Origin of the sequence: Sphingomonas sp. ID0503, assembly GCF_048565625.1 — a bacterium.
GTDB lineage: Bacteria > Pseudomonadota > Alphaproteobacteria > Sphingomonadales > Sphingomonadaceae > JBLZUR01.
Window position 1 is genome coordinate 2,826,417 of sequence record NZ_JBLZUR010000002.1, and the last position, 15,567, is coordinate 2,841,983.

The window sequence follows — 15,567 nt, forward strand, 5'->3', positions numbered from 1 at the left end:
ACTCTCTTTCATGACTCACGGCACCGGGTCCGGCCCGGAGCCGCCCCAGGGATGACAGCGCAGGATGCGCCGAAGCGCGAGCCAGGACCCCCGGCCCGCCCCATAGCGCCGAAGCGCCTCGATCGCATAGGCCGAACAGCTTGGCGAAAAGCGGCAGGAGGGCGGCAGGATGCGCGAGGGGCCGAGCTGCCAGGCACGGGCGATGAGGATGAGCGCGCGGGATATCACCGTTTCACCTTGGCGAGCGCCTTGCGGAGTTCGCGGGTCAGGTCGGCAAAGGGGCGCTCCACACCGCCGGCGCGGCCGATCAGGATGTGGTCCGCGCCGGGCAGCCCCTCCTGCGGCAGGATTTCACGGGCGAGCGCGCGAAAACGGCGCTTCATGCGGTTGCGGACCACCGCATTACCGATCTTCTTGGTGACGGTGATGCCGATTCGCATTGCGGGATCGGCGTCCTGGCGATCGCGGACGAGCAGGACGAAGCCCGGCATCGGCGCGCGCGCGCCGTTGTTCGCCGCAAGGAAGTCCTTGCGGGCGCCGATCGTGACCGGCGGCTCGGCTGAGCTCAGGCGGAGAGGATCTTGCGGCCGCGGGCGCGGCGGGCGGCGAGAACCTTGCGGCCGCCCGGCGTCGCGGAGCGCGAACGGAAGCCGTGACGGCGCTTGCGGACAAGGCGGCTCGGCTGGAACGTGCGCTTCATCGCTCAAAACCTCAGAATCGAAAACAGGGAAAGGGCGGCCGTCACCGGTCGCCCGTCAGGGGCGGGTCGTTAGAGACGAGCGCCGCCAAAGTCAACGGGCGACCGCCCTTCCCAAGCGGCACCGCGCTCTATAGGAACATCGCCGGAACATCTTCGGGGGACGGATGGTCGCGCATGTATCGACGGTGGCGTATCTGGGGTTGGAGGCGCGCGCAGTCGAGGTTCAGGTCCAGCTGACGCCCGGCCTGCCGAACTTCATCGTCGTGGGCCTGGGCGACAAGGCGGTGGGGGAAAGCCGGGAGCGGGTGCGCTCCGCCATTGCGGCGATCGGCCTGTCGCTGCCGCCCAAGCGGATCACGGTGAACCTGTCTCCCGCCGACATGCCAAAGGAGGGTTCGCATTACGACCTGCCGATCGCGCTCGGCCTCCTCGCGGCGATGGGCGCGGTCGATGCGGAGACGCTGGCGGGGTACGTCGTGGTGGGTGAGCTTGGGCTGGATGCGCGGATCGCGCCTTCGCCCGGCGTGCTGCTGGCGGCGCTTCATGCCTCGGAACAGGGGCTCGGTCTGATCTGCCCGGCGCGGCAGGGGCCGGAAGCGGCCTGGGCGGGCTCTGTGGAGGTGATCGCCGCGCCTGACCTCCTGACCTTGCTCAACCACTTCAAGGGTGCGACGCAGGTGCCGCAGCCTTTGCCCGGTGTTGCGGAAGCGCCGGTCGCCGGACCGGATCTGCGGCAGGTGAAAGGGCAGGAGACCGCCAAGCGCGCGCTGGAGATCGCGGCGGCGGGTGGGCACAACCTGCTGATGAGCGGCCCTCCGGGATCGGGCAAGTCGCTGCTCGCCTCCTGCCTGCCGGGCATTCTGGCCGACCTCACCCCCGCCGAGGCGCTCGAGGTGTCGATGGTCGCCTCGGTCGCGGGCGAACTGACCGACGGGCGCCTGATCCGAACCCGCCCCTTCCGCGCGCCGCATCACTCGGCGTTGATGGCGGCGCTGACCGGCGGCGGGCTGAAGGTGAAGCCGGGAGAGGTCAGTCTCGCCCATCTCCGCGTGCTGTTCCTCGACGAGCTGCCCGAGTTCCAGCGCGCGGTGCTCGATTCGCTGCGCCAGCCGCTGGAGACGGGCCGCGTGTCGGTGGCGCGGGCGAATGCGCATGTGACCTTCCCGGCGCGCGTGCAGTTGGTCGCGGCGATGAACCCGTGCCGCTGCGGGCATCTTGGCGATCCGGCGCTCGCCTGTTCGCGCGCGCCGAAATGCGCTGGGGATTACCAGGCGCGGGTCTCGGGTCCGCTGCTCGACCGTATCGACCTGCATGTCGAGGTCGCGGCGGTCAGTGCGGCGGATCTGGTGCTTCCCCCGCCCGCCGAGGGGTCGGCCGAGGTCGCCGCCCGCGTCGCGGCTGCGCGGGCGGTGCAGACGGCGCGATATGCGGGTGAAGACGCGCGGACCAATGCGGAGGCGGACGGGCCTTTGCTCGACGCGGTGGCGACACCGGATGAGGCGGGGCGCACGCTGCTGGCACAGGCGGCCGAGGCGATGAAGCTGTCGGCGCGCGGATATCATCGCGTACTGCGGGTCTCCCGAACGATCGCCGACCTGGGTGGTGCCGAAACGATAGGCCGCGTGCATGTCGCGGAGGCATTGAGTTACCGGCGGCTCATGCCGCGCGGGTGAGCCAGCCCGTCACCTCCCCCTGGCGGGATCTTTCTTCGTCATCCTGATCGAAGTCAGAACCCACTTGCGCTCAGGCACTTGGCGAGCGCGGAATGGATGGCGACCTTCGTCGGGTAGAGGTGGCTACCAGAAGCGAAATGTGATCCAGTCCAGGGTTTAGTGGCCGACGCGGTAGAGCGCGGATCCGGCGTTCTTCCAGACCAGGCTCAGGTCCGGCGCGTGGGCGGCGCCCGCCGGAAAGCCGACGGTCCAGACATAGTCGAAGGCTGAACGCGGGAACTGTGCGATCGCCTGGTCGAAGTCGGGGCGATGCTCCTTTTCCTGCATCCGCTTTGCGCAGGTGCCAACATAGATGACCTGCGACATGTCGCCCGCAAAGGGCTCGGCAGCGTTGTGGCGGATCGTCAGCAACTGCTGTCCGGCGAGCGCCCATTGGCCGTTCACGAAGGCGTCGCGGCGGACAATCGCCATGCCGCCGAGATGCTCGATGCGGTCGTCGGCCCAGGCGTTGCACTTTTCCGCCGTCAGGACGAGCACGGCCGATCCGCGCGGGATTGCGTCTACGCCTGCGAGTTCGCGACGCCATTCGCCGTCATGCGCGGCGAAGCTGGCTGTGCCGAGCGCGATGCGGAACAGGAAGAAGCCGAGCGCGAGTGCGCCGATCACCCGCGCCATGCGCCATTCTGCAGGCGGGCGGATGGCGATCAGGGCGAGCGCGACGATCGCCGGCGCCATCCGCATGTCGACATAGGCACCGCCCAGCAGACGCCAGGGAAGGACGAGGAAGACGGCCAGGGCGAGCCATGCGGGCCAGCTCACCATGGAATCGAAGCCGAGCCGCTGGTCGCGACGGGCGATATAGAGGGCGCCGAAGAGGAGGAGGACGGAGGCGAGATCGATGCCGGCCGAACTGTCACGCAGGATGGAAAGCATCCAGTTCAGCTTGGACAGCGGGTTCATCATCTGCAGCGGGACGCCGCCCGCTTTGGGTGCGACGGCCATGAACAGCAGCGGCACGGCGAGCGGCAGGCAGGCCGTGCCGGCACGGAGGAGCGCGGCCGGCCAGGCGAGGCCCGCGCGACGGCGGGCGGCCAGCTCTGCCCCGAGCACCATCAGCCCGAACATGCCCCAGCCGAACATGTGGCAGACCCACAAGGCGCAGGCGAAAGGGACGGCGAGCGCGGTGCGCAGGCGGATGCGTCCCTGCCGACCCAGCCGCAGCCAGGCGCCGAAGCCGATGAACGCGAGCCCCTGGGCCAAAGTGAAGTTCACGAAGCCGTATTGGAACGGCCAGGCGTAGACGAGCGGCAGGGCGAAGAGAGCCGTCGGCGGCACGCGCCCATGCACCTCCCGCGCGGTCCAGAGCAGACCCGCGGCGGTGAGCGGCGGGATGAGCATGACGAGGGCCTTGGTGGCCGCCTCGATCCCGATCAGATGGGCAAGGGCGGGGGCCAGAATGTCCAGCCCAAGATTGCCGACCAGCGCCCATCGGAAGCCGTAATAGCGGTCGAGCGGACCACCCTGCCCTGCCACCATCGAGATGTGCCACCGGCCCATATGCGCAGGCAGGTCGGTGAGCGGCGGGATCGCGGGCCAGAGCAGCGGGACGATGGTGAGGAGCACAAGAGTGGCGAGAACGCCCCGCCGCTCCCACCATGCTGGTGCGATCGGCTGCGCCGCTTCGACCTGGATAATCTCGTGCCGCATCGCCGCCCCCAGAAGCGCCGGGTTCGATGTCGCGGATTATGCCTAAGATGCGGTTAAGAGGTCTGAGGCAAGCTCGGAACAGACATGCGGCCTTACCTCCAGAGGTGGAATCACCGCCGCCGCCGGAAGGCGCGCGCGGCGATCCAGCCCATCAGCAGGGAGAGCGCGACCGCCGCCGCGCCATAAGCGGCCGACCAGCGATCGGCCGCCATCGCGACGAACCGCTCGAACCCCTGCTTGTCGATGTCGATGTCGCGGATCGCGCCGGCGATGACCTTGCCGTCCTGGATCAGGAAGGTCTCCGCCGTGTACGCGCCGACCGGCACGCGGGCGGGGATGTCGATGCGGGCGCGGTAGAGGACACCCTCGGTCATCTCCACGCCCTCCGATCGTTCGGAATAGAGGCCGTGGCGGCGGCGGAGATCGACGAAGCCGTCGTCGAAGCGGCGCTGCGCCTCCGGTGCCTGTCCTGCGGCAGGGGAAAGCTGCAGGCTGTCGAGGCCGAGTTCGTAGATGGCGGCGGTGCGTCGGTCGACGATGTCCCTGATCGGGCGAGATGAGGCCACCGCGTAGAAGGCGGGGGCGGAGAGGAAGCGGGTGCTTTCCGTGTTCATCCAGATGCCTGCCACCTTCTCCTTCTGGCGCACCACGACCGGCTCGGCCGGGCCCTTCACGACCACCGCGATGTCGATCGTCCCCGTCGGCGTGCGGCCGCCGGGATAGAGGATCGCGCCGAACAGCAGCAACTCCGCCCCGGTGAAGCTGTAGATGATGCGGATCTCCCGCTGTGAGACGTCGGGCACCAGCACCGGCTGCGAGGCGCCGATCAGCAGCGGGGCGGCGAGCAGGAGGGCGGCGCGCCTCACGCCGGCTCCACCGTGAAGATCTCGTCGGGTCGCCAGCCGAGGCCGAGCGCCATGCGGATCGCGACGAGGAGGACGATGATCGCCAAGCCGAGGCGCAGCCATTCGGGCTTCATCCGGGTGGCGAAGCGCGCGCCGAACTGCGCGCCCGTGACGCTGCCGATCAGCAGGAGGGCGGCGAGGACGATGTCGACCGCCTTGGTGGTGGTGGCATGGACCATCGTCGTCATCGCCGTCACGAACAGAATCTGGAGGAGCGAGGTGCCGACCACGACATTGGTCGTCATGCCGAGCAGGTAGATCATCGCCGGGACCATGACGAAGCCGCCGCCGACGCCGAGAAGGACGGTCAGCACGCCCGTCAGGAAACCAAGAGCAAGCGGGGCGAGCGGCGAGATGTAGAGGCCGGAGCGGTTGAAGCGCCAGCGGAGCGGAAGTGCTGCGATCAGCTTCCGCTTCTTGCGCGGCGCGGGCGGCGGGGTGGCGCCGTTGCGGCCGGCGAGGACGGCCTGCAGCGATTCCTTGGCCATCAGCACGCCAATCGTGCCGAGCAGGAGGACGTAGGTCAGCGCGATCACCGTATCGATCTGGCCGAGCGCCTGCAGCCAGGTGAACAGCCAGCCGCCCGCCAGCGTGCCGATCACGCCGCCTACGACCATGACGAAGCCCATCTTGAAATCGACGCCGCCGCGCGCGGTATGCGCCACCACCCCCGATACGCTGGCTCCGGTGATCTGGGTGGCGGAGGAGGCGACCGCGACCGTGGGCGGGATGCCGTAGAAGATGAGGAGCGGCGTCGTCAGGAAGCCGCCGCCGACCCCGAACATGCCGGACAGGACGCCGACCAGCCCGCCGAGACCCACGATCACCAGCGCGTTCACGGAAAGACCGGCGATGGGCAGATAAAGGTCCATGACGCCCTTGCGTAAACCGGTCAGAAGTCGGTTGCCAGTGTCAGGGACACGCCGGAGCCGGGACGCGCGTCGCCCGCCACGCGAAAGCGTCCTTCCAGCGCGGCGGTGATCCCCGCGCGGGCGACCGGCAGGCGAAGGGCGACGCTGGGGCCGATGTCGAGGCGCTCGACATTCGGCTGGGCGGCGCCGAACAGGCCTGCGCCGACGGTCAGCGATGCCTTGCCGAGTGCGAGCGGCCGGCCGACGCGGATCGCGCCGTCTCCAAAGCGATCCCCCGCGACGGTGCCGACCTGCGCATAGCCGTCTAGGCGGAGGCCACCTGGCAGGCGCCGGTCGTAGACGCCGCCCGATACGAACAGGCTCCATGCGTCGCGGCCCGCACGATCCAGGCCGATGCGTCGTTCGATGGTCAGCCGGAGCGGCAGCGCGGCGGCGGGCTGGTAGTCGATGCCGAGCGCGGCCTCGGCCCCCGCATCGCGCAGGGGTGCGGACACTCTCAATGCGGCGGCGAGCGGCACGGCGGGCTTGGGGCGGTAGGTCAGCCGCAGGCCCGCCTGCGATCCTCCGAGCTGTCCGGCCGTCGCCAGCCCGCGCCGCGACCCGCCGCGCACGAAGAACCATGCCGAGCCGCTGAGTTGTGCCGGTGTCCACGCCCCACCGGGCGGCAGGCTTGGAACGACCGGCACGGGCGGTGGCTCTCGCGTGACCGGGTCGGAGGACACCGTCGGGGTGGGCTGAACCGTCCGCAGGGCTACTGGTTTGATGGAGGGAAGCTTGGGCGACGCGAGACTCTTGCTCACAGGAGTGGCAGGTTCCCTGAAAGCATAGCGCGTGAGCTTGAGCGGAGTGTTGATCGGCGGGGGTGTCGCCTCGACCTGCGGGGCGGAGTTCGCAACGGCCGTGGGCGCCATCAGGCTGACAGGCCGATCGGAGATCAGGACATAGGCGCGTGCAAACGACCACGACATCAGCAGGAGAACGAGGAACCGCACCGGACGCGCGGCGAGGATCATCCGGCGGGCAGGATGTCAGGAAATGCGTGGACCGTCTTGTCCCACTCCACCCGGCCGCGCCGGCGCATCTCGGCATAACGCTGCACGGCGCGGAGCGAAGCGGCGATGGTGATGGCGTTGGCGATCACCATGCGGGGGAGCGAGCGCAACCCCTCGCGCCACCCATAGGCGTCGCCCACGAACGCCATCCGCATCCCGAAGCGCCAGAGCAGGATGCCGGTGTTGATCCACATGAGTGTGCCGATCAGCGGCGGGACTGCGGGCAGCGCCATGCCCCAGACGAGCCGCCAGCCGGTGAGCGCCGCCTGCAGGACGATGGCCGTATAGGCGGCGGCGAGGATCACGGCGGAGATGAGCACGCGGCGGTCGCGGAACCGCATCCAGTATTCGACCGGACCGCCCTCCCAGCCGAGGCGGTCCCAGCCAGCGAGCGCGATCCCGACCTTCCACCGCGCCTTCTGCCGGACGGCTGTCGCGAAGGTGTTCGGAAAATAAGCGCGCACGGCGACGACCGACCCTTCCGAAGTGGTCGGCAGGCGAACGAATATTCCCCGCCCGCCCGCCGCCCGGATGCGCAAGCCGAGTTCGTAGTCCTCGGTCAGGCTGCCGGGATCGAAGGGCTTGCCCCCGCTCTCCGCCTCGATGCGGTCGAGCACCGCGCGGGCAATACCGCAGCCGGTGCCCGCCAGCGGCACCGACGCGCCCAGCGCCTCGCGCACGATCAGCCCCTTGCCGTGCGATTCGGCGAACTCGTCCGCATAGGACCCCGCCACCCAGCGCGAACTCGGATCGAGGAGCGGCAGGACCGGCAGCTGGACCAGTGCTACCCGCTCGATCAGGCTGTCGACGATACGCAACTCGGCGGAATGGACCACATCCTCGGCATCGTGGAGGACGACGGCCTTGACCGGTACGCCATCGCCACGCTCGTCGGCGAGCATCTGCGTCCAGACCGCGTTGAGGTTGTCGGCCTTGGTGGTCGGCCCGTTTTCAGGATTAAGCGCGATCCGGATGCGCGGGTCACCGACGGCTTGAACCGCGGCGATGGTCGCGGGATCGTTGGGGTAGCAACCGACATAGATCCGGTAGTCCGGGTGGTCGAAGCGGGCGACGGCGTTATGCAGCATGGCGCCGATCACCTCCGCCTCATGCCAGGCAGCGACGAACACCGCGATCCTGCCCGGCCGGTCCGGCGGCACAAGGGTGACCGCACAGGCGCGATCGTGGCGGGTGTAGACGAACGATCGCCGCCACAGAGTCCGCCCGATCCAGATGCAGTCGACGAGAACATCGTCGATCCCGCCCAGCAAAAGGCCGATCGCGGCGAAGAGCGTCAGCTCATGCGCCGCCGCCTCGACAAGCGCGACCGCAGTTCCCCCCATAACGGCAGGTTATGTCCGAATTGGACGGAGACAAGAACTTTCTGGCCGCGATTAACTTATATGAGCCTGGTCAAGCCTCCGCCAGCGGAGGCGCGGCCTTCTTCATCGCACCGGTGGCGATCGGCTGTCGTTCCCCCTGGGGACGCCGCTCGAAGACGATAATGCTGTCGTAGCAGGCGATGTGATCGGTGCTGCGGGTGAAGGTGGAAACGGGCACCCGGCCACGCGTGTGAACGGCGTGAAGCTCGTCCAGCTTGTCCTTCACGAACTCGATCAGCGAACCCTCGCGGCGGAGCCCGCCACCGAACTGGTCCTTATAGGCGGTGTACATGTCTTCGATCATATAGACACCGTTCGGGTGCACGCGGTCGTAGATGAGGCCGAAACTTCCCACCATATGTTCGTTGATGTGGCTCCCGTCGTCCAGGACGATGTCGATGCGCGGATATCTGGCGAAGATCGCATCGATGACCGTGCGATCGACCTGACTGCCGATGAAGATGTCCGTGCCGGTCACTTCGTGTTTCTTGCATGCCGGATTGATGTCGAGACCGATGATCCTGGCACCTTCGCCGAGATAGTCGCGCCACATCGGCAGCGATCCGCCACCCGCGACGCCGATCTCCAGCATCACCGCGCCGCGATTGCGAAAACGCTCCAGATGACGCTCGTAGATGTCAGGGTAATGCGCCCATTTGTGGAGGCGCTTGCCACCATTGCCGAGTAGGTAGCGGTGGAAGAACCCATCGGCCATGTTTCTGTCCCGTTGATCGTGAGTGAGCGCCCGCCGGTCAGAGCTTGAAGGCGTTGCCGGGGCCGTTGAAGCGGTGATTGTCGGGTAGCACACCATCGAACCGTTCGCAGGTCACATGGTTCTTGTGGCCCCAGGGTGCAGCCTCGTCGAAGAAGCAGTCGTCGAAGCTGTTGATGCGCCGTCCGCCAAGACCCGTGCCGAGGCGGCTCTTCTCGAAATGGTTCGATCCGGGAAGGAAGTAGGACGGATCCAGGTTGAACAGCTTGTAGTGAAAGTAGGTCGGGAATGGCCGTGGCCATCGCGGACGGCTGAAAATCTTGGTCTCGCCAGCCTTTGTCCGCTCAAGAGGCTTGCCGGGCAGGTTCACCGGAGCAACCCAGCCGTTGAAGCTGCCCCACTCGGCGCCACCCTCCGGCACCCGGAACATGCGGCATTCGAGCGTCGCCTCCGGCACCTGTTCTTCGCGGGCCTCCTTGGCCCAGAAGTGATGGAGTTGCGCAACCGGATCGTAAGTTCCGCTCTCGGTGATGCTGGCGGCGATCGCCGCCTTCTCCGACCGGTGAGGCAGAATGTGGAGCGCCTGCCAGGCAACGCCCGGCGCGTCCGGGTGCGCCAAGGCGATCCTGGCCGGATCGTGATAAAAGAATTCGTCAATGTGGCATATCGTCACCCATTCGCCCGGCCGCACGAAGGGCGTGAGCAGGGCGTAGCAGGCGGCGCGCAAGGTCTGGTCGTTGATCGGTACGCCTTCCGGATCACGGGCATAGAGGACGTTCGGATAACCGAGCGCCACCTCTCGCGTGAGCGGCCCGCGCGATCCGTCGAGAACGGCCAGTTTCTCGAACAGCGGGGCGTGGCGGGCAAACCATTGGCGGACCAACATGTCGTCGTCGCGCGTGATCAGGAGACCGAACATCAATGTGCCAATGTTAACAGATATTATCGATGCGCGAAGCGCGGTCCGGCGCGATTATCCAACCGTCGCTCGCTGCGCTTGCCGCTCGGCGGGCGGGGCCTATGTTCGGCGGCCGGCAAGGAAGGATGATGGGATGCTCTGGCCGATCGAGGTGTCGTCGCGGGTCACGGAGATCGCGCATACCATCCAGCTGGCACTGGCGCCGGTGTTCCTGCTGACCGGTATCGGTCAGGTGCTGAACATGCTCGCCGGGCGGCTGTCCCGCGTGGTGGACCGCGCGCGGGCGGTGGAGGCGAGCTTCCTGCCGGAGATCGGGCCGGAGCGGGCGCGGATGGTGTGGGAACTGCGGCTGCTGGACCGGCGCATGAAGATCATCAATTCCGCGCTGTTCCTGACGACGCTGAGCGGGGTGATGATCTGCGCCGTAGTCGCGCTGATGTTCGTCGCCGATCTCGCGAATCTGCGCTACGGGCGCTGGGCGGCGGGCTTCTTTATCGCGTCGATGGTGCTGCTGATCTGCGGCCTGACGATGTTCCTCATCGAAATACAGCTTGCCCTCCGCGCCATCAGGCCACGGAGGGACCTGCTAAAGCCGTGAGGCCTCAGTCGCCCCCTTCCTTGGGGCGACCGATGCTCTCATCCTTGGCCTCCCGAAGCACCTTTCCGGATTCCTGAGGATCCTTCGACGGCGTGCCTACACGGGCATCGCGATTGACGCCCTCGATGTCGGAAGACGGCGGCGCTTCGGGCGGCTTGGCCATGGATCAGGCCAGCGACACTTCGGCGACGTTGTCCTTGTAGTCCTTCTTCGGATCGGAGCCGAACAGCGCGAGGACGCCGGCGAACAGGCTCGACCCGTCCTTCCATATCTCGGCCTTTTCAGGATCGAGGCGGAGAAGCGCCAGCTTCGGATCGTTCTTGCCCTCCTCGTACCAGGCGGCGACATGAGGGTTCCACAGGCGGTCGATCACCACCGGATCATTGTCCACCTGCAGTGTGCCGTGGACGGTCGCGAAGATGTCGTGGCCCTTGGAAGTAAAGGTCGCGATCGCGCGTCCCGGTGAGGACAGCTTCTGCGTCAGGACGTTCTCGCGCGAGGAGAAGAACCAGATAGGGCCATGATCCCCTTCGACAATCGCCGTCATCGGACGAGCATGTCCGTCCTCGACCCCGTCGAGGCCGATCATCATCGTCATGTCGCTTGCAAGCGAACTCCAGAACTTGGCTTCCAGCTCCTGTGCGGTCGGCATCACATTTCTCCCGTTGTCGGCGGGTAAACGGGCATTGCCGCGCGCATGTTCCCGTGGGGCCGGAATCAGGAGGAGCGGGTGGCGTCCGTCACCGGGTCGGCCGCGGTCTCGGCAACGATCGTCCGCATCGGGGGCAAGGCGACCGTCTGACGCTCGATCATGCGGGTGACACGCGGGCTCTCCGGTCCCTCATGCAGCGCGAGGATACGCTCGCTGTTCTCCGCATCCGCCTGGGTGCGGCGGGTGTTGTGGCGGACATAGTCGACCCAGGTCGGTACGCTGTACCGCTCAGTCCAGGACCGTTCGTCGGCGAGATCGCGCAGCAGCGTCCAGTGGCGCGCGCCGTCGCGGCGGCGGATGCGGCGGCGCTCGTCCATGACGTTCAGGAATTCCAGGATACGATCGGCCGGGATGCGGTAATCGATCGAGACGGTGATCGGCCCGCTCTGCGGCGTGACCGGCACGGTGGTATGCGGCTCCGTAAAGCGGGCGAGCGGATCGAGATTGAGGTTGTCGGCTTCCGGCAGCGGAATCCATCGGCCGGCGAGTGCCGGCACCAGCTGGAGCACGGCGGCGACGAGGAGCGCGGCCTCGACGCTTCGTTCCTCGGCGAGCACGCCGAAGCCCCAGGCACCGAGCGTCATGCCGCCGAACGCCATCATCTGATAGAGCGAGAGGCAGCGCGCGACGACCCAGCGCGGCGCGCTCATCTGCACCGTGACGTTGAAGGTGGAGAGCGCCAGCACCCAGCAGGCACCGCACAGGCCAAGCGCGGCGACGGTGACGACCATGACCGTCGACAAGGCGGTGATCGCCGCCCCCGCCCCCATCCCCAGACTGGCGCCCACGACGATGCGTTCGGCAGAAAGGCGCCGGCGAAGACGCGTGCTGAGGAGCGCACCGCCCACCGCGCCGACACCGAAGCCGCCGAGGAGCACGCCGTAGCCGAGCGCGCCGCCGCCTGTCATATGCCGCGCGACCAGTGGCATCAGCGCGTTCACCGCACTTGCCGACACGCCGAACATGGCAGCGCGCAGGAGGATAGCGCGGATGTTGGGAGACATGGCGGCGTAGCGGACACCAGCGGCCATCGCCATGCCGAGCCGCTCGCGCGGAAGGTCGCTGGGCTTGGCCGGCGGCGTCCAGCGCAACAGCACACCGATCATGCCGAGATAGCTGAAGGCGTTGACCAGGAAGGCGGCGGCGGCACCGGCCGCCGCGACGATCGCGCCACCGATCGCCGGGCCGACGGAGCGCGCAAGGTTGAAGCCCATGCTGTTCAGCGCGACGGCATTCGGCAGCATCGCGCGCGGCACCATGTCGCCCACCGAGGCCTGCCAGGAGGACAGGTTGAGCGCCGATCCGCAGCCGACCAGAAAGGTAAAGGTGAGCAGCGTCCAGGGCGTCAGCCACCCCGCCCAGGCGAACAGCGAGAGACCGATCGCGGCGGTCAGCATCGCCCCTTGTGCGGCCAGCATGACCTTCCGCCGGTCGAGATTGTCGGCGATCGCGCCGGACAGGAGCGAGAGGAGCATGATCGGCAGCGTGGTCGATGCCTGAACCAGCGCCACCAACTGCGGCGAGCTGGTGAGCGAGGTCATCAGCCAGGATGCGCCGACCGACTGGATCAGGCCGCCGAAGTTCGACAGCAGGCTGGCGAGCCAGATCGCGCGGAAGATCGGGATGTGAAGCGCTGAGCGGGGTTCGGCAGGCGGCATCACCCTGCCGATGAACCGTCAGGCCGGTCTAGGCAACCCGCGACGAGTACGGGAGAAACCTACCAGGGCAGATCCTCGCCGCGATAGTTCACGAAGGCGATACCGCCGCGCCCCGCCCGCTGTTCAAGCGTGGTGACGAGGCTGGGAATGCTCTCTTCGATCGACAGCGTCGCCTCCGGCCCGCCCATGTCGGTGCGGACCCAGCCGGGATCGACGGCGAGGTAGGTGCGACCGTCATTGCGCCGTGCGGCGATGCTGGCGAGCCCCATGTTAAGCGCCGCCTTGCTGGTGCGATAAGCCTCGTACCCGCCGCTGCCGTTCAGCCCGATGCTCCCAAGGCTGGAGGACATGGCAGCGATCGTGCCCTTGGGCGTGACGCGATCGGCGAAGCGATCAGCGATGCGCAGCGGCGCCAGCACGTTGACCATCGTCATCTCCGCAAAGGCCTGCGGATCGACCTCCCCGATCGGCACGGTGGACGGGCCGATGATCGCCGCGTTGACGAAGAGGAGGTCGAGACTGCCGACCGCGATCCGGCCGCGGAGCGCATCGACGCCCGCCCAGTCTGTCGTATCCACAGCCTCGACGGTCAGGCGGTCGGCCCCCGCGAGCACGCTTCGATCACGCACCGTGGCGGTGACATCCCAGCCACGACCGAGCAGGTCCTCCGCAATCGCGCGTCCGAGTCCGCGCGATGCGCCGACAACAAGAGCCTTGGGCATGTGAGACGTCCTTCACCAGAATAGATACCGGTCGGTATATATTCTGGTGAAGCCTGTGTTCAAGCCCGCGCGGACGGGAAGCTCAGTCCTTCGCGGCGCGGCTGGCGCGCTTGCGCTCGTTGGGGTCGAGGTGGCGCTTGCGAAGACGAATGTTCTTCGGCGTCACCTCGACCAGCTCGTCATCGTCGATATAGGCGATCGCCTGTTCCAGCGTCATCCGCTTCGGCGGGGTCAGGCGGACGGCGTCGTCCTTGCCGCCCGACGCGCGGAAGTTGGTCAGCTGCTTCGCCTTCATCGGGTTGACCTCAAGGTCGTCCGTCTTGGCGTTCTCGCCGATGATCATGCCCTCATAGAGCGCCTCGCCGTGACCAACGAAGAGGATGCCGCGATCCTCCAGTGGGCCCAGGGCGTAGGATTGCGCCTCGCCAGCACCGTTCGAGATGAGCACGCCGTTCTTTCGGCCCTCGATATTGCCCTTGTGAGGGCCGTATTTCTCGAACAGCCGGTTCATGATGCCGGTGCCGCGCGTGTCCGACAGGAACTCGCCGTGATAGCCGATCAGGCCGCGCGAGGGGGCGGAGAAGACGATGCGCGTCTTGCCGCCGCCGGACGGCTTCATCTCGGTCAGCTCGGCCTTGCGCTGGTTCATCTTGTCGACGACCGTACCGGAAAACTCGTCGTCCACATCGATGACGACGGTCTCATACGGCTCGGTGCGCTTGCCGTTCTCGTCCTCGCGGAACAGCACGCGCGGGCGGCTGATGCCGAGTTCGAAGCCTTCGCGGCGCATCGTCTCGATCAGCACGCCGAGCTGAAGCTCTCCGCGCCCCGCGACCTCGAAGCTGTCCTTGTCGGCGCTCTCGGTCACCTTCACGGCGACGTTCGATTCAGCCTCGCGCGCCAGGCGGTCGCGGATCATGCGGCTGGTCACCTTGGTGCCCTCGCGCCCCGCCATCGGCGAATCGTTGACGGCAAAGCGCATGGAGAGCGTCGGCGGATCGATCGGCTGCGCCTGGATCGGCACGCTGACCGACGTGTCGGCGATGGTGTTGGCGACGGTCGCGATCGTCAGGCCGGCGAGACTGATGATGTCCCCGGCGCGCGCCTCGTCCACCGGAACACGCTCCAGACCACGGAACGACATGACCTTCGACGCGCGGCCGGTCTCGATGACGTTGCCGTCCATATCGAGCGCGTGGATCGCTTGGTTGACCTTCACCACGCCCGAATTGACCCGGCCGGTGAGGATACGGCCGAGGAAGTTGTCGCGGTCAAGCAGGGTCACCAGGAAGGTGAAGGGCGCATCCTCGTCGAGGTTCGGCGGCGGGACATGGTCGACGATCTTCTGGAACAGCGGCTTCAGCGTGCCCTCGCGCAAGCTCGGATCCTCGTTCGCATAGCCGTTGCGGCCCGAGGCGTAGAGGACCGGGAAGTCGAGCTGCTCGTCGGTGGCGTCGAGGCTGACGAACAGGTCGAACACCTCGTCCAGCACCTCCTGGATGCGCTCGTCCGGGCGGTCGATCTTGTTGACGACGACGATGGGGCGCAGGCCGAGGGCCAGCGCCTTGCCGGTCACGAACTTGGTCTGCGGCATCGCGCCTTCGGACGAATCGACCAGCAGGATGACGCCGTCGACCATCGACAGGATGCGCTCCACCTCGCCGCCGAAATCGGCGTGGCCGGGCGTGTCGACGATGTTGATGCGGATCGGGTCGCTCTCACCCTCCGGCGTCCATTCGACCGACGTCGGCTTGGCGAGAATGGTAATCCCGCGTTCCTTTTCGAGGTCGTTCGAGTCCATCGCCCGCTCTTCGACGCGCTGGTTGTCGCGGAAGGTGCCGGACTGGCGGAAAAGCTGGTCGACGAGCGTGGTCTTGCCGTGATCGACGTGCGCGATGATGGCGACGTTGCGGAGCCGCATGACGTTTTCTGTTCCTGACAGGTAGGGGATTTCG

The 15,567-nt window shown here is 67.4% G+C and carries 17 protein-coding genes; 2 read left to right on the forward strand and 15 right to left on the reverse strand.

The window, feature by feature from the left end:
• Positions 1 to 15 precede the first annotated feature (15 nt).
• The 3 genes from yidD to rpmH are packed head-to-tail and all read right to left on the reverse strand — an operon-like array spanning position 16 to position 700.
• Positions 16 to 228, reverse strand: coding sequence for a membrane protein insertion efficiency factor YidD (gene yidD, locus ACM608_RS14855; protein ID WP_419684202.1), 213 nt, complete (start codon positions 226 to 228; stop codon positions 16 to 18).
• Positions 225 to 569, reverse strand: coding sequence for a ribonuclease P protein component (gene rnpA, locus ACM608_RS14860; RefSeq protein ID WP_419685231.1), 345 nt, complete (start codon positions 567 to 569; stop codon positions 225 to 227). Before rnpA ends, yidD begins: the two co-directional genes overlap by 4 nt.
• On the reverse strand, positions 566 to 700 hold the full coding sequence (rpmH, locus tag ACM608_RS14865; protein WP_419685232.1) for a 50S ribosomal protein L34: 135 nt from the start codon (positions 698 to 700) through the stop codon (positions 566 to 568). Before rpmH ends, rnpA begins: the two co-directional genes overlap by 4 nt.
• 164 nt (positions 701 to 864) lie before the next feature.
• Here rpmH and ACM608_RS14870 point away from each other — a divergent pair, with 164 nt between their 5' ends.
• A complete protein-coding gene (locus tag ACM608_RS14870; protein WP_419684204.1) occupies positions 865 to 2,373 on the forward strand; it encodes a YifB family Mg chelatase-like AAA ATPase in 1,509 nt (502 codons plus the stop codon).
• A gap of 156 nt (positions 2,374 to 2,529) precedes the next feature.
• Here the strand turns inward: ACM608_RS14870 and ACM608_RS14875 are convergent, their stop codons facing one another.
• The 7 genes from ACM608_RS14875 to ACM608_RS14905 form a co-directional block, all read right to left on the reverse strand.
• A complete protein-coding gene (locus ACM608_RS14875) occupies positions 2,530 to 4,080 on the reverse strand; it encodes a hypothetical protein (protein WP_419684206.1) in 1,551 nt (516 codons plus the stop codon).
• Positions 4,081 to 4,190: 110 nt separating this feature from the next.
• On the reverse strand, positions 4,191 to 4,946 hold the full coding sequence (locus ACM608_RS14880) for a TIGR02186 family protein (protein WP_419684207.1): 756 nt from the start codon (positions 4,944 to 4,946) through the stop codon (positions 4,191 to 4,193).
• A complete protein-coding gene (locus ACM608_RS14885; RefSeq protein WP_419684209.1) occupies positions 4,943 to 5,857 on the reverse strand; it encodes a sulfite exporter TauE/SafE family protein in 915 nt (304 codons plus the stop codon). The genes ACM608_RS14880 and ACM608_RS14885 overlap by 4 nt, the downstream gene beginning before the upstream one ends.
• A gap of 20 nt (positions 5,858 to 5,877) precedes the next feature.
• The gene (locus ACM608_RS14890; RefSeq protein ID WP_419684211.1) at positions 5,878 to 6,870 is read right to left on the reverse strand and encodes a hypothetical protein; all 993 of its coding nucleotides are present in this window, start codon (positions 6,868 to 6,870) and stop codon (positions 5,878 to 5,880) included.
• The gene (locus ACM608_RS14895) at positions 6,867 to 8,252 is read right to left on the reverse strand and encodes a glycosyl transferase family protein (RefSeq protein WP_419684213.1); all 1,386 of its coding nucleotides are present in this window, start codon (positions 8,250 to 8,252) and stop codon (positions 6,867 to 6,869) included. Before ACM608_RS14895 ends, ACM608_RS14890 begins: the two co-directional genes overlap by 4 nt.
• Positions 8,253 to 8,322: 70 nt before the next feature.
• Positions 8,323 to 9,006 carry a hypothetical protein gene (locus tag ACM608_RS14900; RefSeq protein WP_419684215.1) on the reverse strand — a complete coding sequence of 228 codons (684 nt, stop codon included), beginning with the start codon at positions 9,004 to 9,006 and terminating at the stop codon, positions 8,323 to 8,325.
• A 37-nt stretch (positions 9,007 to 9,043) separates the two neighbouring features.
• Positions 9,044 to 9,922, reverse strand: a complete 879-nt coding sequence (locus ACM608_RS14905; protein ID WP_419684217.1) for a hypothetical protein — start codon at positions 9,920 to 9,922, stop codon at positions 9,044 to 9,046.
• A gap of 133 nt (positions 9,923 to 10,055) precedes the next feature.
• Here ACM608_RS14905 and ACM608_RS14910 point away from each other — a divergent pair, with 133 nt between their 5' ends.
• Entirely contained in the window at positions 10,056 to 10,520 is a 465-nt protein-coding gene (locus ACM608_RS14910; RefSeq protein WP_419684219.1) for a DUF2721 domain-containing protein, read from the forward strand.
• 4 nt (positions 10,521 to 10,524) lie between these two features.
• Here the strand turns inward: ACM608_RS14910 and ACM608_RS14915 are convergent, their stop codons facing one another.
• The 5 genes from ACM608_RS14915 to typA form a co-directional block, all read right to left on the reverse strand.
• A complete protein-coding gene (locus tag ACM608_RS14915) occupies positions 10,525 to 10,683 on the reverse strand; it encodes a hypothetical protein (protein WP_419684221.1) in 159 nt (52 codons plus the stop codon).
• 3 nt (positions 10,684 to 10,686) lie between these two features.
• On the reverse strand, positions 10,687 to 11,172 hold the full coding sequence (locus ACM608_RS14920; RefSeq protein ID WP_419684223.1) for a pyridoxamine 5'-phosphate oxidase family protein: 486 nt from the start codon (positions 11,170 to 11,172) through the stop codon (positions 10,687 to 10,689).
• 65 nt (positions 11,173 to 11,237) lie between these two features.
• Positions 11,238 to 12,890 carry an MFS transporter gene (locus tag ACM608_RS14925; protein WP_419684225.1) on the reverse strand — a complete coding sequence of 551 codons (1,653 nt, stop codon included), beginning with the start codon at positions 12,888 to 12,890 and terminating at the stop codon, positions 11,238 to 11,240.
• A gap of 59 nt (positions 12,891 to 12,949) precedes the next feature.
• Complete coding sequence (locus ACM608_RS14930) at positions 12,950 to 13,612, reverse strand: SDR family NAD(P)-dependent oxidoreductase (protein WP_419684227.1); 663 nt, start codon at positions 13,610 to 13,612, stop codon at positions 12,950 to 12,952.
• Between the two features lie 82 nt (positions 13,613 to 13,694).
• The gene (gene typA / locus ACM608_RS14935) at positions 13,695 to 15,533 is read right to left on the reverse strand and encodes a translational GTPase TypA (RefSeq protein WP_419685233.1); all 1,839 of its coding nucleotides are present in this window, start codon (positions 15,531 to 15,533) and stop codon (positions 13,695 to 13,697) included.
• Between the last annotated feature and the right edge of the window lie 34 nt (positions 15,534 to 15,567).